Genomic DNA, 21,670 nt, shown 5'->3' with positions numbered 1-21,670 from the left:
TTGTGTCTCTAAAAAAATCATCTAAAAATGAATCCAAAAATATTAATCATTGGCGCTTGCGGTCAAATTGGGACTGAGCTGACTCAAAAATTGCGCAAACTTTACGGAACCGAAAATGTAATCGCTTCTGATATTCGAAAATTAAATACGGATGTTGTTAATTCAGGTCCTTTTGAAGTAGTCAATGCTTTAGATTTTAACCAAATTGAACATCTTGTTGAAGTTCATAAAATCACTGATGTTTATTTGATGGCTGCGCTTTTATCAGCAACTGCTGAAAAAAATCCAGCATTTGCATGGGATTTAAATATGAATTCTCTTTTTCATGTTCTGAATTTAGCAAAAGCAAAAAAGATTCAGAAGATTTTCTGGCCTTCAAGTATCGCTGTTTTTGGTCCTACAACTCCAAAAGAAAATACTCCTCAATATACTGTAATGGAACCTTCTACAGTTTACGGAATTAGTAAACAAGCTGGTGAAAGATGGTGTGAATATTACCATAATATTTACGGCGTTGATGTTCGCAGTATACGTTATCCTGGTTTAATCAGCTGGTCTACACCTCCAGGCGGCGGAACTACTGATTATGCTGTTGATATTTTCTATAAGGCTATTGCCGATAAAAAATACGAATGTTTTTTATCATCAGAAACTAAAATGCCAATGATGTATATGGATGATGCTATCGATGCTACTATCAACATCATGAAAGCGCCTGTTGAAGAAATAAAAATACACTCATCATACAATTTAGCAGCAATGAGTTTTACTCCAACTGAAATTGCGGCTGAAATTAAAAAGCATATTCCTGATTTTGAAATCACTTACAATCCTGACTTCCGTCAAAAAATTGCGGACAGCTGGCCGGCAAGTATTGATGACAGTTCTGCAAGAGAAGATTGGAACTGGAAACATACTTTTGATCTTGAAACTATGACAAAAGATATGATTGAGCATTTGAGTTAAATCAATAAGAAGATTGAATAGCGTCCAACTTTAGTTGGATGGAAAAATAAATCACAATAAAGGGCTTTAGCCAAAACTGTAACAGTTTGGCTAAAGCCCTTTTCTCTTTAAATCTAATTCCTCCAGCTAAAGCTGGAGGCTATTCAAAAAAAACTTTATGCCTTAAAACGAAAAAAGTCCCGCTTATTAAACGGGACTTCTTTTTATTCTTTTTTGAAGATTATTTTACTTCAAAAACATTATTCGTCTGCTTTACATCAGCCATTAATCCGCTTGGATCAATAGTGATTTTTTTGATTGCAGTTTTGTTTTTGTCAATCGTAAAACTATAATTTTGCTGTGCCCAAGCCCAATCTTCTAAAACAGTTCTTTTTTCGTTTGGATTTGGATTTGGTTTAATAAAATTCATCATTCTCAACGGAATGTAGAAATTCTCAGAAGTTCCATCAGTATATTCTACTTTCAAATCAATTGGCATTGGCATTCTTCCAATTCTTTCTAACGAAACTGTTGTTTTTCCAGCGTTATCAGCAACATCTTTAATTCCGTAATCAATTGTATTGGTTGTTTGTGCCCAATCTATTAAATACCAATCTAACTCAGCTCCAGAAACTCTTTCAGCTGTTCTTTTGATATCATTTGGAGTTGGATGTTTGAATTTGAAATCGTTGAAATATCTTTTTAAAGTTTCATCAACATTATCTTTCCCTATTACATATTCTAACTGCGATAAAAAGATACTTCCTTTTACATAAGATGAAATGCTGTAAGGTCTGTTTTCGTCATAACGATCTCCGTGAGTGGTCTGCGGTTGCTCTTTTCCAGAATTTACTAAACTATAATACGCTTTATAATTTCCTACGAAAGGGTTTACCTCTTTTTTATCTCCTTTTAATTCATTCAAAGCACTGTCTTCGATGTAAGTTGTAAAACCTTCATCCATCCAAGGATGTTTTGATTCATTTGAAGCTAAAATATGTTGAAACCATGAATGTCCCAATTCGTGTGTAGCAGTTCCTAAAATTCCTTCAAGAGTTCCGTTTCCTAACATTAAAGTACACATTGCATACTCCATTCCGCCATCGCCGCCTTGAATAAATGAATATTGTTTGTACGGATACTGCCCAACTCTATGATTATAATAATCCATAACTTTTACCATTAATGGCTCTAACTGTTTCCAGTTTGCAGTTGTTTTTGGATTGTTTTTGTAAAAGAAATGCAAATCGACATCGTTTGGTCCTTTTACAATATCATGAGTATATTCTTTATCAGCAGCCCATGTAAAATCGTGAACATTTGGTGCGATAAAATGCCATGTTAGTGTTTTTGTTTTTTTAGGATATACAACTGTTACGCCAGCATCTTCGTAACCGTGACCAATTGTATTTTTGTCTTGCAAATATCCTGAAGCACCAAGAGTATACTCTTTGTCAATTGTAATTTTAACATCAAAATTACCCCAAACTCCGTGAAATTCTCTTGCGATGTAAGGATCTGCATGCCATCCTTCGAAATCAAATTCGGCTAATTTTGGGTACCATTGTGACATTGAAAGTTCAACTCCTTCAGTATTATTTCTTCCTGCACGACGAACTTGCACCGGAACTTGTCCGTCAAAATCTAACGTAAAGATGGTTTTAGAATTTGGTAAAATTGGTTTAGGCAAAGTCACCTCCATGATAGTTCCTGAAACTCTTGTTTGTGCAGAAACACCATCTTGTTTGAAATTAGCGATTTTTAAATACCCTATTTCATTTGGCTTTAAAGTTTCAATACGGCTTTGTTTTACTTCTTTTCCATCAGCGCCTTTTACTTTATTTACCATTCTTCCGTCTGGATCTTTAATAAAATGTAGACGGGCGTCCATCTCACTTCCTGGTTGAAAAGCGTTTAAAAATAAATGATAAAATACCTTTTTTAAGGTATCTGATGAATTATTGGTATAAACCAATTCTTGTTTTCCTTTGTACTGGTAGTTTTTAACATCCATCGAAACCTCCATTTTATAATCGGCGTGTTGCTGCCAATATGAAGCGTTTTGTGCAAAAGCTGGACTTAAACCTAAGCTCAGAAAGGAAAGTAAAATAATTTTTCGCATGATAATTACAATAAAAATGGAAGAGCTGCCGCTCTTCCATAGGATTAGGTTTTTATTTATTTTTTATTTCTTCGACATTTTTTCGGCCATCAATAAAGCGTTGTAAGCATTTACCATTTTGGCTGTTTTTGATGATTCAACAGAAGAAACTGCTACAGGTTTTTCATCTGGATTTGGATTTTCGCCTAAAATAATCTTTGAAGGAAGCGCAACTCCAGAGTCCATTAAAATATGTTTTACCTGAGATGCTTTTAGTTTTGGATAATACGAACGAATTAATGCCGCAACTCCAGCAGCATTTGGAGCCGCCATTGAAGTTCCTTGTAAATATTTGTATTTATTGTTGGGAACTGTTGCGTAAATTTCTTCACCCGGCGCAAAAACGTCAACATTTATTTTTCCGAAATTTGAAAATGGTGCTACAACAGTTTCTCCGTATTCTTTATTGATTGCTCCAATTGTTATGACGTTATCTGCAAATTCTTTGATGTTGTCTTGAGAATCGTTTGGATAATTGATGTTTTTGTTTTCATCGATATTGTAACCGTCGTTACCAGCCGCATGAACAATTAAAACATCTTTTTTCGCTGCATACTTAATAGCATCATAAACCCAATTTTTATGCGGAGAGAAGCTTTTACCAAAACTTCCGTTAATTATTTTTGCACCATTATCAACTGCATAACGAATCGCTAACGCAATATCTTTATCGTACTCATCTCCATCTGGAACAGCTCTTACTGTTAAGATTTCAACATTTGCAGCAACACCATCTCCGCCTAAATTATTACCACGAACTTGCGCAACGATTCCCGCTACGTGAGTTCCATGTAATGCTTTTTCTTTGTCTGGACCAAAAACAATATTATTTCCGTAATACTTGTTTTTGATGTCTTCAGGATTATCTCCTACGATTTTTCTTCCATCATAATCTTTATTCAAATTATAATTTAATTGATCGTAAACTTGTTCTTTATACTCTCCAAAATCAGCTTCTGGATCAAATGTTGGACCTGCGTTGGTAAATATTTGCATCATGACCCTTTTACTTTTCAAAACATCTGGATTTGCTGAAGTAATTGTACTTAGATCCTCTATTTTATATGTTGTTTTGTTAAGTTCTTTTTGGATTGTATTATGAAAACCTAACAACATATCTACTTGTTCTTTGTCCTTTAAAGCTTTTTCATACTTCTCCGTATATTGAGCCAAAGCTTCTTTGTATTGGGCAGAACCATCATCGCCTTTTTTAACGATACGTGTCATTTCTAGATTTTCATGAACAGCATTTCCAAGGAAATTCCATCCGTGAACGTCGTCGATGAAACCGTTTTTATCATCATCGATTCCGTTTCCTGGAATTTCTTTTATGTTTGTCCAGATCATTCCTTGTAAATCTTCGTGCTCAATATCAACACCAGAATCTACAATTCCTACAATAACTTTTTGACCTTTTTTTCCTTGTAATAGCTCAGCGTAAGCCTTATCAACACTCATACCTGGAATAGAATCTTTGATTAAATCAAGATGACTCCATCTTTTTAGTTCGTTTTCGCTGACTGGTGCTTTTTTGACAACTGTTAATGGCGCTTTAATGAATTCTTTTGAAGTTGAAACTTGCGCTTGCAAAGTAGCACTACAGCCTGCTAAAACAAGTAATGCAAAAGCAGATAATTTAAGAGGTTTTATATGACTCATGTATCTAAAAATAATGTATAGTTAAAAGATGGGACTAAATTATGATTTTTTGTTACAAAAAACTAACCATTAACACTGTGTTATGATTTTTTAAAAACATAAAAACACATGCTAACCTACTTCGTTTCAAATGATTTCACCCAATTTGATTAGGAAAAAATATTCTAGTTTGTATGCTCTTTCTTTATATTAAAAAAAAACTTTTTCTCTTTACGTCTTCCCGTAAGGAAAGTCCGTTTAAAATAGTTATCCTTGCGCGACTGAATTCTAAACCGAATCTATGAAAACAAAACTACTCTTATTGCTGTTACTGGCAAATTTTTCTATTTACGCACAAACCAACTTAGTTCCGAATGGCGGCTTTGAAAGCTGGACAGGAAATTTTCCGGCCTATTGGTCAGATCAAAATTCTTTTTCCCAAAGTTTTGACGCTATTCAAGGAAATTACAGCATCCGATTAAAGTACGTAACACTATCCCCTAAAATTAATAATCTAGTTCCATTAAAAGCGGGGGTTACTTATACTGTAAAATTTAAGTATAAATATCTCACTAATAATTATAGCGGCAGCCATCCTATAGCATTGAATATCTCAAAGACAGGAAGCAGCACTACATTATCAAAAAGCTCTTTTGCTGTAAATAATTCATGGACTGAGGTTGAATCTAGTTTTACACCAGATGCTAATCTTTCTTATGATTTATCTATTTCAACTTTTAGTTTTGACGGTCAGGCTTTTGATGTCCTAATTGATGATGTTAAAGTTTATGTTGCAGGAACGGAACAATATACTCTTATTCCTGATGTCGAGTTTGAAAAGGCTCTTATTTCTTTGGGAATTGATTCCGGAACTGTCGATGGCAAAGTTTTGACTTCGAATGTTAACACCGTAAAAACGATTACTGTAAATGGCACACTGGTTTCTGATTTAACAGGAATACAAGACTTTACAGCATTACAAAGTTTGTTTTGTAAAGGTTCAACCTATTCGTCTCAAACAGGAGGTAATGGAAAACTAAAAAGTCTTAATCTTAGTAAGAACTTGCAATTAACTACTCTAAGCTGCGAGAACAATCAACTTACCAGTATAAACTTATCTAACAATAAAGCGCTAAATTCATTATTAATTCAAGGTAATAAATTAACCTCTCTTGACTTATCACAAAATATAAACATACAGGAAATTTATTGCTATGACAATCAGTTAACTTCACTTGATCTTTCGAGCAATACGAAATTATCTAGATTGTATGTCCGTGACAATAAATTAACCAGTCTTGATTTAAGCAAAAACATTGCTTTAAATTATTTAACCTGCGAATCAAACCAGCTTTCAACTTTAAACCTGAAAAATGGCAATAACTCCCTTCTAAAAGCAAATAGCGTTTATCTTCGATATAATCCAAAACTTTATTGCATTGCAGTAGATGATGTAGAATATGCCAAGACAACATGGACAACTAAAGATACTGACTCGAATTTTTATCCTTTTGAATGTGGTTCGATGACCGTTTTAGATACTGCTTTTGAAGATAAGCTGATCGCTTTAAAAATTGACACAGATGGCAAAAATGGGGCTGTTTTAAACTCTAGTATTACTGCAATAACCACTTTAGATGTTTCTAATAGTTCATTGACAAAACTTAACGGAATTGAAGGCTTTACTTCTTTAACAACATTAAATTGTTCTGGTAATTTATTAAAACGATTAAATGTTTCTCAAAATAAATTTTTGAATACTTTAAATTGCTCTAATAATTCTTCTTTAAAATGCATACAAGTTACAGATGTTGAAGCAGCTTTAAAATGGGCGACGACTAAAGATGAAACAGCAAGTTTTAATTTAAATTGTGACACTTTTACTTTAATTCCAGATTCAAACTTTGAAGATAAGCTTATTGCGCTGCGTATTGATAAAGATGGTAAAAATGGAAAAGTAAATACCGAAAGCATTGAAGGAGTTACAACTTTAAATGTTTCAAGTGCAAATATCAAAGACTTATCTGGTATCGAAGGCTTTACAGCTTTAACTAATTTAGATTGTACCTCTAATACGATTGAAAGTTTAGATGTTTCAAAGAACACAGAGTTAACCAACTTATATGTTTACAACAATAAATTGAGCATTTTGAATTTATCAAAAAGTACCAAGTTAACAGAAGTTTTAGCCTTTAATAACAACTTGACTACTTTAGATCTATCTGCAAATAAATCTCTTACTGATTTAAATGTTCAGGGAAACAAATTAACGGCATTAGAGGTTTCAAACAATCTAAATTTAAAGACGTTAAGTGCCTCAAGCAACCAACTTAAATCCCTAAATGTTGCTAAAAACACTGCTTTAGAAGTGTTAAAAATAAACTTCAATACAATTAAAACTTTAGATGTAACACAAAATGCATCTTTAACCATTTTAAGTTGTACAAGTAACGAATTGACAGCCTTAGATTTAAATAAAAATTTAGCTTTAGAAAAGTTAGATGTAAGCTATAACAACCTTAATAGTTTAGATATAAAAGCAAATACTAAATTGACATTTTTAGGTTGCGTAAGTAATAACTTAACAACGTTTGATACTTCTTCAAATACTTTACTAGAGTATTTAGTAGCTGGTGCTAACGGAAGCGCCAGTATATTAAAAACTTTAGATCTTACAAAAAACACTAAACTTTTAGAACTAGACGTTTGGCAAACTAAAATGGAAGAACTTAATTTGAGCCAAAATACGGCATTAAAAATGTTGAAAATACAAGCTAGTAGCTTAAGCTCTTTAGACTTGTCTAAAAATACAGCATTAGAAGCAGCGTTAATTGGCGGTAATAAATTAACTGCCCTTGAGGTTAGCAATAACAAACTACTAAAAACCTTAAGCTGTTCTTCAAATCAAATACCTTCATTAGATTTAAGCAAGAATACGGCTTTGACTTTTCTAGACGCTGGAAATAACAATTTGACAAATCTAAATTTACAGAATGGAAACAACTCAAACTTTGTAAAAAATGTTGGGGTTTATTTTACAAATATGGAAGGAAGATCTGGTTCAACGTATTACCCAAATTTTAAAGGAAACTCGAACTTAAGCTGTATTCAAGTTGACAATATTGAGTATTCTAATATTAACTGGTCTGAAATAAAAGATCCAGAAGTGAATTTTAATGCATTGAATTGTGGTCTTGCAACCACCATTGCCGACTTAGCATTTGAAGACAAATTAATCAGTCTTGGAATCGATACTGATGGCAGAAATGGTGCCGTTTTAAACTCTAGCATCAACACTATTACATCATTAGACGTATCGAACAGCTCGATTAAAAATTTTACTGGTCTTGAAGGTTTTACTGCTTTGCAAACATTAAACATCTCTAACAATTTAATTACTAAAGTTGATTTGTCAAAAAACAGCGCATTGAAAACTTTAAATGCAGTTAATAACAGCACTTTAACTTGTATTAAGGTTGCCGATATTGCCGCTACACAAAATTGGAGTGTTACCAAAGACCCAAAGGCAAGTTTTAATTTAGATTGCGAGGTTTATACACTTATTCCGGATTCAAATTTTGAAGATTTTCTTATTGCTCAAAAAATCGACCGAGATGGTAAAAACGGAAAAGTTAAAACAGAAAATATCTCACAAGTTAAATACATGAATGAGTTAGCAAACAAAAATATTAAAGACTTAAAAGGTATTGAAGATTTTACATCTTTAATTCAGTTAGATGTTTCTAACAATCCTTTAACAACCTTGGATGTTTCAAAAAATCAAGCTTTAACTTATTTATCGGCCTATGCAAATTCTATTCAGAATATTGATCTTTCAAAAAATGTTAATTTAACTACTTTACGTTTAGGCTTCTCACCGTTCACAACTTTAAATCTTTCAAAAAATGTTAATTTAACGTCTCTGGACATCCCAGACAACAAACTAAAAACGTTAGATTTAAGTCAAAACACTAAATTAATTCGTCTTAGCGTATATCGTGGAGAATTAATCTCTTTAGATCTGTCAAAAAACACAGAATTGGCTGAATTTAACGCCTATGAAAACCAACTTAGAGCATTAGATTTATCAAAAAATCCAAAATTAACTTCGATTTCTATTTCTGGAAATAAATTGGCAAACCTTAACATCAAAAATGGGGCAAATACTTTATTAACTAATCTAAATTTTACAGCCAATCCTGATTTAACCTGTATTCAAGTTGATGATGTTGCATACTCTAACACGAATTGGAAAAGCAAAAAAGATGAAGCTGCTGTTTTTTCAACAGAAGTTTGCCCTGTTACAGTACCTTACACATTGATTCCAGATCCAAAATTTGAAGCGAAACTTATAAGTCTTGGTATCGACAAGGATGGAAAAAATGGAAAAGTTGCTACAATGAATATTGTATATCTAACCAGCTTAAACATCTCAAATAGTGAGATTACTGATTTAACAGGATTACAAGATTTCTCTTCATTAACATCTTTAGACTGCAGTAACAACCAATTGACTGTTTTTGATGCACTAAAATACAAATCTCTGACAAGTTTAAATATCAGTAAAAACAAACTAAGCACTTCGTTTTTTAGAGCAAGTACTTCATTAACCAATCTAAACATCAGCCATAATGAGTTCGCAACTCTTGATTTGTCTTATTTCACTAACCTTACTACTTTAAGCGTTAGTTTTAATAAATTGAGAGATTTAGATGTTTCTAAAAATATAAAGTTAAAGGAATTTGATTGTGCTGGTAACAATTTATATACCTTAAACCTAAAGAATGGCAACAATGCTAATATGCAAAACATGATTTTTGGAAACTTTACTGAAAATCCGAACTTGCGTTGTATTCAGGTTGACGATGCTGCTTTCTCTACAGAAAAATGGATTGCTAAAGACGCAACTGCAAGCTATTCATCTGAGCCATGTGCGCCAAACTTGCAATACACTTTAATTCCTGATCCAAACTTTGAAAGAAGATTAATCGCTCAAGGTTATGATTCTGGAGAAATTGACGGAAAAGTTTTGACTTCAAAAATTGAAAATATTAAATCATTATCAGCTACTGACTTAACGAATAAAACAACAGACTTAACAGGAATTGAAGATTTTAAATCATTAGAAAGTCTTTATTGTTATCATGGTGCTCTTACTAAAATAGATGTTTCCAGAAACCTAAAATTAAAACTTTTAGACATCGCAGATAATCAAATTACAACATTAGATCTTTCTAAAAATACGGCTTTAGAATCTCTAAATTGCGGCGCTAATAAACTAACGGAATTAAATGTTTCAAACAATTTAGCTTTACAAACTTTAATTGCTGATAATAACAAATTAACCGAAATTAATGTGTCTAAAAATACAGCATTAACTCGATTAGAGGTTGGTTCAAATCAAATTACAACTATTGATGTAACTGCCAATTCAGCCTTAAAAGAACTAAGTGTTTACGCAAACAAAATAACAGCTTTAAATACTTCTAAAAATACTGCTTTAACTAGTCTAAGTGCTTTTTCAAATGAATTAACAACTTTAGATGTTTCTCAGAATAAAGCGCTAACTTATTTAAATACTAAAAAATGTCAATTAACAGCTATTGATGTTTCAAATAATGTTTTCCTAAATGGTCTTGAGGTTAACGAGAATAAAATTGTAACAATCGATGTCTCAAAAAACCCTCTATTAACCAGTTTGACGGTAAACTCAAATCAATTAACGAGCTTAAACCTTAAAAATGGAAAAAATACATTATTAAACAACAATTATGTTTCATTTTTTTCAAACCCAAAACTATATTGTATTCAAGTTGATGATGTTAACTATGCAACTGCAAATTGGCCTTCTAAAAAAGATGCAATTGCAACTTACAATACAGAATGTACAGGAGAACTAAATTTACCTGCAAACAATTTTACTGTTGAAACTAAAGGAGAATCTTGTACAGGAGAAAATAATGGCGAGATTAGTATTGTTGGTAAAAATTCATTTGCATATACAGCAGCAATAAATGACAAATCGTACACTTTTACAAACAACAGTTTAAAAGTTACTAGTTTAACTCCTGGAACTTACAAAATCAAGATCACTATTCCGGAAATGATTTTCGAACAAAACTTTACCGTAACTATTCCAAAAGCCGCAAACATTGCAGGAAAATCAAGCGTAACTTCTAAAAATGTAGCCGTAGAAATTACTGAAGGAACAGCTCCTTTTACCGTGTTTGTTGATGGAACTCAACAATTTCAAACAACAGATTCTAACTTTAATTTAAGTTTAGAAAAAGGCGGTTTAATTGAAGTAGCAACTGCTAAAGCTTGCGAAGGTATTTTTTCTAAAAAAGTAGCCACAATGGATCTTTTAGGAACATTATCTGCTTACCCAAATCCAACTTCTGGAAGTTTTGAAATTGAAATTCCAACTGGTCAAAAAGAAGTTAAAATCGAATTGTACAATTTTGCTGGACAATTAGTTTCGACTAAAACATATTCTATCGAAAATGGAAAAGCGCAGTTAAGTCTTGAAAATCAAGCTTCGGGAATTTATGCAGCAAAAATCTATTTAGAAACTCCAGAATACATTAAAATTATAAAAAAATAAAAATGAAGAATTTTATATACCTATCAATCATTAGTTTTTTGTTTGCTGCATGCGGAGGCGGGGGCGGAGACGATCCTGTTACTCCTCCAGTTACAAATACGGCGCCTACAGTTCCAGTATTAGTATCTCCAACTGACGGTAAATTATGTTTAGACAATACTGTTTCTTTACAATGGAATCAATCTACTGATACTGAAAAAGATCCTATTGTATACCAAATTCAAGTTGCAAAAGATAACGGATTTACTCAAATTGTTAATACGCTTAACAACTCAACCGTTAGCTCTTCTCTTTCGTTAGAGAAAAATACAGCATATTATTGGAGAGTACAAGCAGCAGACAGCAAAGGTTTATCTAGTGCTTACTCTGCAACTTTCAAATTTTATACTGCAGGAACTGCTGTTGTAAATCATTTACCATTTGCTCCAGAATTAGTTCAGCCAGCAATAAATTCTGCTTTAAGCACGGCAACAGCTTCTTTAAAATGGAAGGCATCTGATGTTGATGCAAATGATATTCTAACTTACGATGTGTATTTTGGAACAACAAATCCTCCAACAGCAAAAGTTACCGAGAACACAAGCGCTTCATCATTTGATGTTACATTAGAAGCTGCAAAAGAATACTTCTGGAAAGTTGTCGTAAAAGACAACAAAGGAGGTGAAACTGTTGGTCAGGTTTGGAAATTTAAAACCAACTAAACCTTAAATAATTACAATTAGTTAAACTAAAAATCCCGTTTTCAATAAAATGAAAACGGGATTTTTTATGTTTTAAAATTCATATTAAAGAATCTCTTCGCACGCAAAAACGTCTTTCAGCCGCACACCTTTCTCAGTATGTTCAACCGTTATAATTTGATTATGCGCGTCGTGTTCCAAAAACAAATAATAATTATTATCTGCTGCTCCATTCAAAAATTTTGATTTTTCAGGCATTGTCAATAATGGTCGTGTATCGTAACCCATTACATATGGTAACGGAATATGTCCAGCGGTAGCCAATAAATCTGCACAAAAAACGATGGTTTTATCCTGATATTGAATGTGCGGAATCATCTGTTTTTCGGTATGTCCATCAACATAATAAATCCCAAAATTCATTTCTTCAGAAAATGCAAAATCACTTTCAGGACGTTTTATAAAATTCAACTGACCGCTTTCCTGCATTGGTAAAATATTTTCCGAAAGAAAAGAAGCTTTTTCACGAGCATTTGGTTTTGTAGCCCATTCCCAATGATTTTCATTTGTCCAAAACTTTGCATTTTTAAAAGCCGGCTCATAAAAAGTTTTATCAGAATTCCACTGAACACTTCCTCCACAATGATCAAAATGCAAATGCGTCATAAAAACATCGGTAATATCATCTCTATGGAAACCATATTTTGCCAAAGATTTATCAATCGAATGAGATCCCCAAAGTGAGTAATAACCAAAAAACTTTTCTGATTGTTTATTCCCCATTCCAGTATCAATTAAAATCAAACGACTTCCATCTTCAATCAACAAACAACGTGCGGCTATATCGATAAGATTATTATCATCTGCAGGATTGGTTTTATTCCAAATTGTTTTTGGCACAACACCAAACATTGCCCCGCCGTCTAACTTAAAATTTCCTGATTCTATTGGGTAAAGTTTCATGAGTATAAATTTCTAATAAGAAAACAAAGCTAGGAAATCAATTTCCTATATACTACAAATTCTAATTAAAAACTCCTACCCCCTTATTCTAAAGTAATCGAAGTGCTTCCCATGATTTCTTGTTTATCAAAAAAGTTAACAAAATAAGTTCCTTTTTTAAAATCATTTTCATCAGCATTTAAAATGCCGTAAACATTGACAGGTTTTCCTTGAAAATCTACCGCTACAATAAAACTGTAAACCAAAGCTTTATCATTTCCGAATTCAATTAATTTATCTTCTCCTAAAACTGTATTTTTTTGATCTAAAACTTGAATATAAAAAATCTTTTTTCCTGTTTTAGCCACTGAATTTCCATTGATCGAAAAGCTGACTTTGAGTTTTTTTGTGTGTCTCGCTTTTTCAGTTTCCAGTTCCTTTCCGGAGCTATTCTCTCTTAATGCAATAACCTTAAAATTATTTGATGATAATCTTGAAGCGTCCTTTATTGTCGATTCTAATTTTTTTTGCTTCAAAATCAAAGTGTCGTTTTGTGCCTTTTGCTGATACATTACAACATTTTGAGACTCAATTTCGGTAAGCAGATTTTGGTTTTGAGATTTGAGGCTTTTAATCTCTAAACCTTTAGATTCTAGTGTTGTTTTTAAATCTAAAAGTTGTTTTCTATAAATTTGAATCTGAGTAATCGAAGGATTTTTTGAAGCTTTAATAATCTCCATTAAGTTTTCGACATTTTTTCGTTCAAGCTCCAATTGCTGCGATAATGAAGTCTTTTCTAAAATCGCCAAATCATATTGCTGTTTTAAAACATTCAAAGAATCTATAATGTTTTTTTGTGCTGTAGATTCCTTACTTGGCTCTGCAAGATTATTTTTAATCGAAGGAGACACGTCATCTTTAGTACTTTCCTTTAATTCACTGCTAAAAATAAAGAATGTAGCTCCTATTCCAAAAACAAAAAATACTGCAAAAAGTGCTTTTACCCACTTATTCATATACTGTTTTTTCATAATTACTCACAATTTATTGCAAAAATAACAATATAATAGCAGTTGTAGTAAGTACAAATACGGTTTTTAGTTTTATTTGCCATTAAAATAAGAGAATCGTAAAAACTTTCAAAAATCATCAAACTTTTCGTTCAATGAATTCAATCACTGTAAAAAAAAAGAGATACATTTTTGCTCCGTTTTCAGCAAAATAAATTCTATCTATTTTAACATTTGTTATAATAATGTGAACCGCTATGGAAAAAGGTTTTTAAGTCGTATCTTTGCAGACAATTTCATTTGAACAGAGAAATTGGCATTTTATTTAATGTAATATTTTGATTACTATTTAGATGCGATTTTAAATGATCTTTTAAAAACAAATACCATAAACAATGATAAAGGTTTCTGATACAGCCAAAAAGAAAATCATCGATTTGATGACTGATGATGGTTTTGACGCCGCAAACGACTATGTAAGAGTAGGCGTAAAAAGTGGTGGATGCTCTGGTTTGTCTTATGATTTAAAATTTGACAAAACCAAAGGCGACGATGATAAAGTATTCGTAGATAATGACATACAAATAGCAGTTGAAAAAAAATCATTTCTATATTTAGCCGGAACAATTCTAGAATTTTCAGGCGGATTAAACGGAAAAGGATTTGTTTTCAACAATCCAAATGCTAGCAGAACCTGCGGCTGCGGAGAATCATTTTCTCTTTAGTTAAAAGTAGAAAGTCGTAAAGTCGTAAAGACTTCGATTGACTTTCAAACTTTAGACTTTCAATCTTTTAGACAATAAAAATATAATGAGCAAATACACTGAAGACGATTTAAAAATCGAACTCGAAACTAAAGAATATGAATACGGATTTTATACTAATATAGAATCTGAAACCTTTCCTATTGGCTTAAACGAAGAAATTGTAAGAGCTATTTCGCTTAAAAAAGAAGAACCTGAATGGATGACCGAATGGCGCATTGAGGCTTTTCGTGCTTGGAAAGAAATGATTGAGCCAGAATGGGCAAATGTTCGTTACGAAAAACCAGATTTTCAGGCGATTTCTTATTATTCAGCTCCAAAACAAGTAGATCCTAACAAAACTTTGGACGATGTTGATCCGGAATTATTAGAGATGTACAAAAAACTAGGAATTTCTGTTGATGAACAAAAAATGATGAACAATGTCGCTATGGATATTGTTGTCGATTCTGTTTCGGTAGCTACAACTTTCAAGAAAACTTTGGCTGAAAAAGGAATTATTTTCTGTCCAATTTCTGAAGCTATCAAAGAACATCCTGAATTAGTGAAAAAATATTTAGGAACTGTTGTACCTCAAAAAGACAACTTTTATGCAGCATTAAACTCAGCAGTTTTCTCTGACGGAAGTTTCTGTTATATTCCGAAAGGCGTTCGCTGCCCAATGGAACTTTCAACTTATTTTAGAATCAATCAAGCAGGAACAGGACAATTCGAAAGAACACTTGTTATTGCTGATGCGGGAAGTTACGTTTCTTACCTTGAAGGATGTACTGCTCCAAGCCGTGATGAAAACCAATTACACGCTGCTGTAGTTGAGTTAATCGCTTTGGATGATGCTGAAATTAAGTATTCTACCGTTCAAAACTGGTTCCCTGGAAACAAAGAAGGAAAAGGTGGGGTTTACAACTTCGTTACAAAAAGAGGTTTATGCGAAACAAACGCTAAAATTTCTTGGACACAAGTAGAAACAGGTTCTGCTGTAACTTGGAAATACCCATCTTGTGTACTTAAAGGAGACAACTCGGTAGGAGAATTTTATTCTATCGCTGTTACCAATAATTACCAACAAGCAGATACCGGAACTAAAATGATCCATTTAGGAAAAAACACTAAATCGACTATTATTTCTAAAGGTATTTCGGCGGGTAAATCACAAAACAGTTACCGTGGTTTAGTGCAAATCTCTCCAAGAGCTGAGAATGCAAGAAACTTTTCACAATGTGACTCATTATTAATGGGTAACAATTGTGGAGCACATACTTTCCCGTATATCGAAAGTAAAAATCCATCGGCTAAAATTGAGCACGAAGCAACGACAAGTAAAATTGGAGAAGATCAAGTTTTTTATTGCAACCAAAGAGGTATCCCGACTGAAAAAGCGATTGCCTTAATTGTAAACGGTTTCAGTAAAGATGTATTGAACAAATTGCCAATGGAATTTGCAGTTGAAGCGCAAAAATTATTGGAGATTTCTTTAGAAGGTTCTGTAGGATAATTTCAAGATGGAAAATAAAAAAGTCATCATTTTAGGTTCTTCCCGAAAAAATGGAAATACAACCAAAATTATAGATGAAATTTCGAAAGAATATAATATTGACGTAGTAAATCTAAGTGATTATAATATTTCTTATTATGATTACGAAAGCAAAAATATAGAAGATGATTTTTTGCCTTTGATTAAAAAGATTATCGAAAATCATGATACTTTCATTTTTGCAACGCCGATTTATTGGTATAATATGAGCGGAATTATGAAGGTCTTTTTTGATCGGTTTTCTGATTTAATCCGAATTGAAAAAGAAACTGGAAGAAAACTTAGAGGAAAAAAAATTGGCGTGATATCAAATTCACACGATAATGAAATCGAAGATAGTTTTTACATTCCGTTTAAAAAAACAGCCGATTATTTAGGCATGGAATATTTAGGACACGCGCATTTTAATGCCAATATCCTAAACCAAACAACAAAAATAGAATTGACATTTATATAAAATAAAAAACAATGTTATCAATAAAAAACCTTCACGCCTCAATTGGTGATAAAGAAATCCTAAAAGGAATTAATATAGAAGTTAAAGCTGGCGAAGTACACGCTATCATGGGACCAAACGGTTCTGGAAAAAGTACACTTTCTGCAGTTATTGCAGGAAACGAAAACTACGAAGTTACTGACGGAGAAGTTTTCCTTGACGGAGAAGATCTTGCAGATTTAGCTCCAGAAGAAAGAGCACACAAAGGAGTTTTCCTTTCGTTTCAATACCCTGTAGAAATTCCTGGAGTTAGTGTAACTAACTTTATGAAAACTGCAATCAACGAAACTCGTAAAGCAAACGGTCAGGAAGAAATGCCGGCAAACGAAATGTTGAAAGTGATTCGTGAGAAATCTGAATTATTAGAAATTGACCGTAAATTTTTATCTCGTTCCCTAAACGAAGGTTTTTCAGGAGGAGAGAAAAAAAGAAACGAAATTTTCCAAATGGCAATGTTGGAGCCAAAATTAGCTATCCTTGACGAAACCGATTCTGGTCTTGATATCGATGCTTTAAGAATTGTAGCGAATGGAGTGAACAAATTAAAAAGCGAGAAAAACGCAATTATCGTTATCACGCACTACCAACGTTTGCTAGATTATATCGTTCCTGATTTCGTTCACGTTCTTTACAACGGAAGAATCGTGAAATCTGGAGGAAAAGAATTGGCTTACGAATTAGAAGAAAAAGGATACGACTGGATCAAAGCAGAGAACTAAAACTTGTTTCAGGTTTCATGTTTTTTTAGTTTCAAGTTAATTTACAATTTGTAAGTTTAAACTTAAAAATAGAGAGGCAGAAATTATGGCAACAATAACACGATTTGAGGATTTAGAAATTTGGAAAGAAGCTCGACGATTAGCAAAAGAAATTCATCTTATTGCAGTTCATACAGAGTTAAGATCAGATCTCAGATTTAAAAATCAAATAAAAGATTCTTCGGGTTCTGTAATGGACAATATTGCAGAAGGTTTTGAAAGAGATGGAAATTTAGAGTTTCGACAATTTTTATCGATTGCCAAAGGTTCAGCCGGAGAAACAAGATCTCAATTATATCGCGTTTTTGATTTTGAATACATTTCAGAAGAAAAGTTCGAAGCTTTAAAAAAGGATTATGAAAATTTAAGCGGTAAACTAAAAAACTTTATCACTTACCTAAATAAAAAAGATTTCAAGGGGAATAAGTTTCAATAGGCAACCTGAAACTTAAAACCTGAAACACCGAAGGAAACAAAAGAACAATGGATTTAAAAGAAAAATTAGTATCGTCTTTTATGGCTTTTGAAGAGCGTGTCGATGTACATTCAGATTTACATGACATACGCACAAATGCTTTAAAAAACTTCGAAAATAAAGGTTTCCCAACCAAAAAAGAAGAAGCTTGGAAATATACATCGCTAAATGCCATCTTAAAAAATGACTTTTCGGTTTTTCCAAAACAGGAAAATGCAATCGAATTCAGTCAGGTAAAAAAATACTTTTTACACGAAATTGACACTTATAAATTAGTATTTGTCGATGGCGTATTTAGTTCGCATTTGTCTTCTACAACACATGACGGAATCGATGTTTGCTTAATGTCATCAGCATTAACCAAACCAAAATATAAAATGATTATTGATACCTACTTTAATCAAATTGCGAGTAAAGATGACAGTTTAACTTCATTGAATACCGCTTTTGCAATGGAAGGTGCGTTTATCAATATTCCGAAGAAAAAAGTAGCCGATAAACCAATTGAGATTATGTATTTCTCAACTGGAAGCGAAGCAGCTTTAATGGTTCAGCCTAGAAATTTGATTATTGTGGGTGAAAATTCACATGTTCAAATTATTGAGCGTCACCAAAGTTTGAATGAAAATCCTGTTTTAACAAATGCTGTTACAGAGATTTTTGCTCAAAAACGTGCAATTGTTGATTACTATAAAATTCAAAACGATAATAGTGAAGCAAATTTAATTGACAACACTTACGTTTCGCAACAACAGGAAAGTCATGCTTATGTACACACTTTCTCTTTTGGTGGAAATTTGACTCGTAACAACTTGAATTTTTATCACTTTGGTGAAAGATTGACAAGTACGTTAAACGGAATTTCGATCTTAAACGATAAACAACACGTTGATCATTATACTTTGGTAAACCACGCAACGCCAAACTGCGAGAGTTTCCAGGATTATAAAGGAATTTTCTCTGATCGCTCAACAGGCGTTTTCAACGGAAAAGTTTTGGTAGAAAAAGAAGCTCAAAAAACAAATGCTTTCCAAAAAAGCAATAACATTTTATTGAGCGACAAAGCAACAATCAACGCAAAACCACAATTAGAGATTTTTGCTGATGATGTAAAATGTTCTCACGGTTGCACAGTTGGACAGCTTGATGAAACAGCAATGTTCTACATGCAGTCTCGTGGAATTCCACAAAAAGAAGCAAAAGCTTTATTGATGTACGCATTCTCAAATGCCGTTATCGAGAGCATTAAAATACCAGAATTAAAACAAAGAATTACTAAAATCATTGCTACGAAATTAGGCGTGAATTTAGGATTTGATTTGTAGTCAGGTTTTACCGCAAAGACACAAAGATTACGCAAAGTTCGCAAAGGTTTATTACAAAACTTTGCGAACTTTGCGCTTTTTACTTGGCGTCTTTGCAGTTAAATATTATTTTTTTACTCTAAGAACAAATAATATAAATCCAAAAAAAGCCAGACTTAATCCGAGACAAAAAGAAATTGTACTTATTGGATACCCCAATGTTGTAGCAAATCCAAAACCTGCAAGAAGCCAACCAAAAAATATCATACAAATGGGTAACAAATAATTTTTCATTATAAAACTTATCTTTTTACAGAAGAAATTATCCCTTGCAAAAACTCATTAAAATCAAACCCAGGTTCTTCCTCCTTCACTCCCATTCTCACAATAACCATATCTAAAGACGGAATGATCGCCACCATTTGTCCTTGATATCCACTGCAATAAAACATATCGCGAGGAACATCTGGAAATTTTCCTCCAGCATTCAGCCAAAATTGAGCTCCGTATTTCCCTTCAGAAGTATTCGTTGGCGTTGCGGTATATTTTACCCAGCTTTCATCTAGAATTTGTTCTCCGTTCCAGTTTCCTTTATGAAGATATAATAATCCGAATTTTGACCAGTCTCTTGACGTTGCCCATCCGTAAGACGACCCTACAAAAGTTCCAGACATATCTTGTTCGACAATCATCGAATTCATTCCGATTTTGTCGATTACAGCGCTGTACCAAAAATCAAGGTATTCTTGTTGTGTTTTAAATTGGCTTCTTAAAATTCTGGATAATAAATTTGTTGTTCCTGATGAATAATACCAATGTGTGTTTGGTTTAAATTTAGCTGATTTATCCATTTGTACTTTTCCCATATCTTCAGATTGGAAAAGCATTTGCGTTGCATCACAAATTGTACTGTAATTCTCTTCCCATTCTAAACCAGAATTCATATGAAGCAAATCGTTTACAGTAATGTTTTTACGCTCATCATTTTGCCATTCTTTGATTGGCGCTGGTTTATAAATATCAATTTTTCCTTGTTTGGCTAAAACTCCAAAAGCTGAACTTGTGATACTTTTTGTCATCGACCAACCCAGAATTTTACTGTCTTTATTAAAACCTGTATCATATTTTTCGGCAATTAATTTGTCTTTATATAAAACAACAACAGCGCGTGTTCTTTTCTTTTTCCCGCCATTTTTATCAAAAGAATCATCAACGGCTTTCTTTAATTTTGCATAGTCGACATTTGCAAAAGCAGAATCTTTTGGTTCATTATTTCCGTACGGAAAAGGCAAATCATTAACTAATTTTGTTCTTTTTGGGAGCAAATACGGTTTCGAAATATCAAAATCATCATTAATTAATAAAGCTCCCAAACCTTCTCTGTAAATTGCTTTTCTTTCTTTCAATCCATAAACAGATGAAACTGCAAATTTTCCAGCATCATCTATTGAATTTTTAGCCAAATCAATCATATCGATATCATTGTCTGTTTTTTCAATTAAATCCAATGGACGATTATCGATAAAATGCCCTGATGCGACACTTTTTGCCGAGAAACCAGAAATCAAATCAAGTTTCGGATAAGTTGTAAATCCGAAATACAAAAAGGCAAGAACCAAAACAAGCAGAAATACTTTGAGAAACTTTTTCATGACTATTTAGATATTTTTATTGCAATATAAATAATTTATGCTCACGATTTTAGAACTCAATTTACAAATCTGTTTCGGATAATTCAAAAAATAGAATTATTTTTTACGGAATCAATATTTACAACAGCTGACAATGGCGCTATAAAAGGAAATTATAGAATTGCTGTATAAACAAATTTAGTTTTAGTACTTTTGTAAATAGATTTTTTCTAAATAAGACATGCTAGATATCCAAAAAATAAGAGCTGATTTCCCGATACTTTCGCAAACTGTAAACGGAAAGCCATTAGTATATTTCGACAACGGAGCTACTTCGCAAAAACCACAAATTGTGATTGATGCCGAAGTAAAATATTATCAAGAAATTAATGCCAATATTCACCGTGGCGTTCACACTTTAAGCCAATTAGCTACTGATGCTTACGAGATTTCTCGTGGCAAAGTAAAAGACCATATAAATGCAAAACACGCTCACGAAGTACTTTTTACTTCGGGAACTACACACGGAATTAACTTAGTTACAAATGGTTTTGCTTCAATCTTGAAACCTGGCGACGAAGTAATTGTTTCTTCACTAGAACATCACAGTAATATTGTGCCTTGGCAAATGTTATGTGAAAAAACTGGTGCTGTTTTGAAAGTAATTCCGATGAATGAAAATGGAGAATTAATCATCGAAGAATTTGATGCTTTACTTTCAGAAAAAA

General features: G+C 32.7%; 15 protein-coding genes. 10 read left to right on the top strand and 5 right to left on the bottom strand.

Translation table 11 applies throughout. The annotated features are described in order from the left end of the window. The first annotated feature begins 27 nt into the window (after nt 1-27). Nucleotides 28-966 carry an L-threonine 3-dehydrogenase gene (locus BOW57_RS01440; protein ID WP_089059720.1) on the top strand — a complete coding sequence of 313 codons (939 nt, stop codon included), beginning with the start codon at nt 28-30 and terminating at the stop codon, nt 964-966. Between the two features lie 220 nt (nt 967-1,186). Here the strand turns inward: BOW57_RS01440 and BOW57_RS01435 are convergent, their stop codons facing one another. Together BOW57_RS01435 and BOW57_RS01430 are read right to left on the bottom strand one after the other, a co-directional pair. After that, nucleotides 1,187-3,067, bottom strand: a complete 1,881-nt coding sequence (locus BOW57_RS01435; protein ID WP_129052793.1) for a M1 family metallopeptidase — start codon at nt 3,065-3,067, stop codon at nt 1,187-1,189. A 63-nt stretch (nt 3,068-3,130) separates the two neighbouring features. Continuing rightward, nucleotides 3,131-4,765 carry a S8 family peptidase gene (locus BOW57_RS01430; RefSeq protein WP_129052792.1) on the bottom strand — a complete coding sequence of 545 codons (1,635 nt, stop codon included), beginning with the start codon at nt 4,763-4,765 and terminating at the stop codon, nt 3,131-3,133. A gap of 280 nt (nt 4,766-5,045) precedes the next feature. Between BOW57_RS01430 and BOW57_RS01425 the strand changes: the two genes are divergently transcribed. Then, nucleotides 5,046-11,348, top strand: coding sequence for a T9SS type A sorting domain-containing protein (locus BOW57_RS01425; RefSeq protein WP_129052791.1), 6,303 nt, complete (start codon nt 5,046-5,048; stop codon nt 11,346-11,348). 2 nt (nt 11,349-11,350) lie between these two features. After that, nucleotides 11,351-12,049, top strand: a complete 699-nt coding sequence (locus BOW57_RS01420; RefSeq protein WP_129052790.1) for a hypothetical protein — start codon at nt 11,351-11,353, stop codon at nt 12,047-12,049. An 84-nt stretch (nt 12,050-12,133) separates the two neighbouring features. On the opposite strand, the gene BOW57_RS01415 is transcribed toward BOW57_RS01420, so the two are convergent. Together BOW57_RS01415 and BOW57_RS01410 are read right to left on the bottom strand one after the other, a co-directional pair. Further along, nucleotides 12,134-12,991 carry an MBL fold metallo-hydrolase gene (locus tag BOW57_RS01415; protein ID WP_129052789.1) on the bottom strand — a complete coding sequence of 286 codons (858 nt, stop codon included), beginning with the start codon at nt 12,989-12,991 and terminating at the stop codon, nt 12,134-12,136. Between the two features lie 83 nt (nt 12,992-13,074). After that, nucleotides 13,075-14,001 (bottom strand): hypothetical protein, encoded by a 927-nt coding sequence (locus BOW57_RS01410; RefSeq protein WP_129052788.1) that lies wholly within the window; start codon nt 13,999-14,001, stop codon nt 13,075-13,077. A 374-nt stretch (nt 14,002-14,375) separates the two neighbouring features. Between BOW57_RS01410 and BOW57_RS01405 the strand changes: the two genes are divergently transcribed. From BOW57_RS01405 to sufD, 6 genes are all read left to right on the top strand, one after another. Continuing rightward, complete coding sequence (locus BOW57_RS01405) at nt 14,376-14,705, top strand: iron-sulfur cluster assembly accessory protein (RefSeq protein WP_073483816.1); 330 nt, start codon at nt 14,376-14,378, stop codon at nt 14,703-14,705. Nucleotides 14,706-14,790: 85 nt separating this feature from the next. After that, nucleotides 14,791-16,239 (top strand): Fe-S cluster assembly protein SufB, encoded by a 1,449-nt coding sequence (gene sufB, locus BOW57_RS01400; RefSeq protein ID WP_129052787.1) that lies wholly within the window; start codon nt 14,791-14,793, stop codon nt 16,237-16,239. Between the two features lie 7 nt (nt 16,240-16,246). Continuing rightward, nucleotides 16,247-16,735, top strand: coding sequence for a flavodoxin family protein (locus BOW57_RS01395; protein ID WP_089053660.1), 489 nt, complete (start codon nt 16,247-16,249; stop codon nt 16,733-16,735). 11 nt (nt 16,736-16,746) lie between these two features. After that, nucleotides 16,747-17,493 (top strand): Fe-S cluster assembly ATPase SufC, encoded by a 747-nt coding sequence (gene sufC, locus BOW57_RS01390; RefSeq protein WP_017494567.1) that lies wholly within the window; start codon nt 16,747-16,749, stop codon nt 17,491-17,493. Nucleotides 17,494-17,578: 85 nt separating this feature from the next. Then, nucleotides 17,579-17,968 carry a four helix bundle protein gene (locus BOW57_RS01385; protein ID WP_129052786.1) on the top strand — a complete coding sequence of 130 codons (390 nt, stop codon included), beginning with the start codon at nt 17,579-17,581 and terminating at the stop codon, nt 17,966-17,968. A gap of 47 nt (nt 17,969-18,015) precedes the next feature. Continuing rightward, entirely contained in the window at nt 18,016-19,332 is a 1,317-nt protein-coding gene (sufD, locus tag BOW57_RS01380; RefSeq protein ID WP_129052785.1) for a Fe-S cluster assembly protein SufD, read from the top strand. A gap of 281 nt (nt 19,333-19,613) precedes the next feature. Here the strand turns inward: sufD and BOW57_RS01375 are convergent, their stop codons facing one another. Beyond that, nucleotides 19,614-20,963, bottom strand: a complete 1,350-nt coding sequence (locus BOW57_RS01375; protein ID WP_129052784.1) for a serine hydrolase — start codon at nt 20,961-20,963, stop codon at nt 19,614-19,616. A 220-nt stretch (nt 20,964-21,183) separates the two neighbouring features. Here BOW57_RS01375 and BOW57_RS01370 point away from each other — a divergent pair. Then, nucleotides 21,184-21,670, top strand: a 487-nt coding sequence (locus BOW57_RS01370) for an aminotransferase class V-fold PLP-dependent enzyme (protein ID WP_129052783.1), incomplete at its 3' end; no start/stop codon positions are given.

This window comes from Flavobacterium sp. YO64, from assembly GCF_004119505.1.
Classification (GTDB): domain Bacteria; phylum Bacteroidota; class Bacteroidia; order Flavobacteriales; family Flavobacteriaceae; genus Flavobacterium; species Flavobacterium oncorhynchi.
Note: the sequence above shows the minus strand (reverse complement) of the source record. Positions and strands in the feature narration are given on the sequence as shown.

Bases quoted from the DNA above. Each gene is read 5' to 3' on its own strand.
- BOW57_RS01415 (WP_129052789.1), bottom strand. From the start codon at position 12,991: ATGAAACTTTACCCAATAGAATCAGGAAATTTTAAGTTAGACGGCGGG.
- BOW57_RS01440 (WP_089059720.1), top strand. From the start codon at position 28: ATGAATCCAAAAATATTAATCATTGGCGCTTGCGGTCAAATTGGGACT.
- BOW57_RS01410 (WP_129052788.1), bottom strand. From the start codon at position 14,001: ATGAAAAAACAGTATATGAATAAGTGGGTAAAAGCACTTTTTGCAGTA.
- BOW57_RS01375 (WP_129052784.1), bottom strand. From the start codon at position 20,963: ATGAAAAAGTTTCTCAAAGTATTTCTGCTTGTTTTGGTTCTTGCCTTT.
- sufC (WP_017494567.1), top strand. From the start codon at position 16,747: ATGTTATCAATAAAAAACCTTCACGCCTCAATTGGTGATAAAGAAATC.
- BOW57_RS01395 (WP_089053660.1), top strand. From the start codon at position 16,247: ATGGAAAATAAAAAAGTCATCATTTTAGGTTCTTCCCGAAAAAATGGA.
- BOW57_RS01425 (WP_129052791.1), top strand. From the start codon at position 5,046: ATGAAAACAAAACTACTCTTATTGCTGTTACTGGCAAATTTTTCTATT.
- BOW57_RS01405 (WP_073483816.1), top strand. From the start codon at position 14,376: ATGATAAAGGTTTCTGATACAGCCAAAAAGAAAATCATCGATTTGATG.
- BOW57_RS01430 (WP_129052792.1), bottom strand. From the start codon at position 4,765: ATGAGTCATATAAAACCTCTTAAATTATCTGCTTTTGCATTACTTGTT.
- BOW57_RS01420 (WP_129052790.1), top strand. From the start codon at position 11,351: ATGAAGAATTTTATATACCTATCAATCATTAGTTTTTTGTTTGCTGCA.
- sufD (WP_129052785.1), top strand. From the start codon at position 18,016: ATGGATTTAAAAGAAAAATTAGTATCGTCTTTTATGGCTTTTGAAGAG.
- BOW57_RS01385 (WP_129052786.1), top strand. From the start codon at position 17,579: ATGGCAACAATAACACGATTTGAGGATTTAGAAATTTGGAAAGAAGCT.
- sufB (WP_129052787.1), top strand. From the start codon at position 14,791: ATGAGCAAATACACTGAAGACGATTTAAAAATCGAACTCGAAACTAAA.
- BOW57_RS01435 (WP_129052793.1), bottom strand. From the start codon at position 3,067: ATGCGAAAAATTATTTTACTTTCCTTTCTGAGCTTAGGTTTAAGTCCA.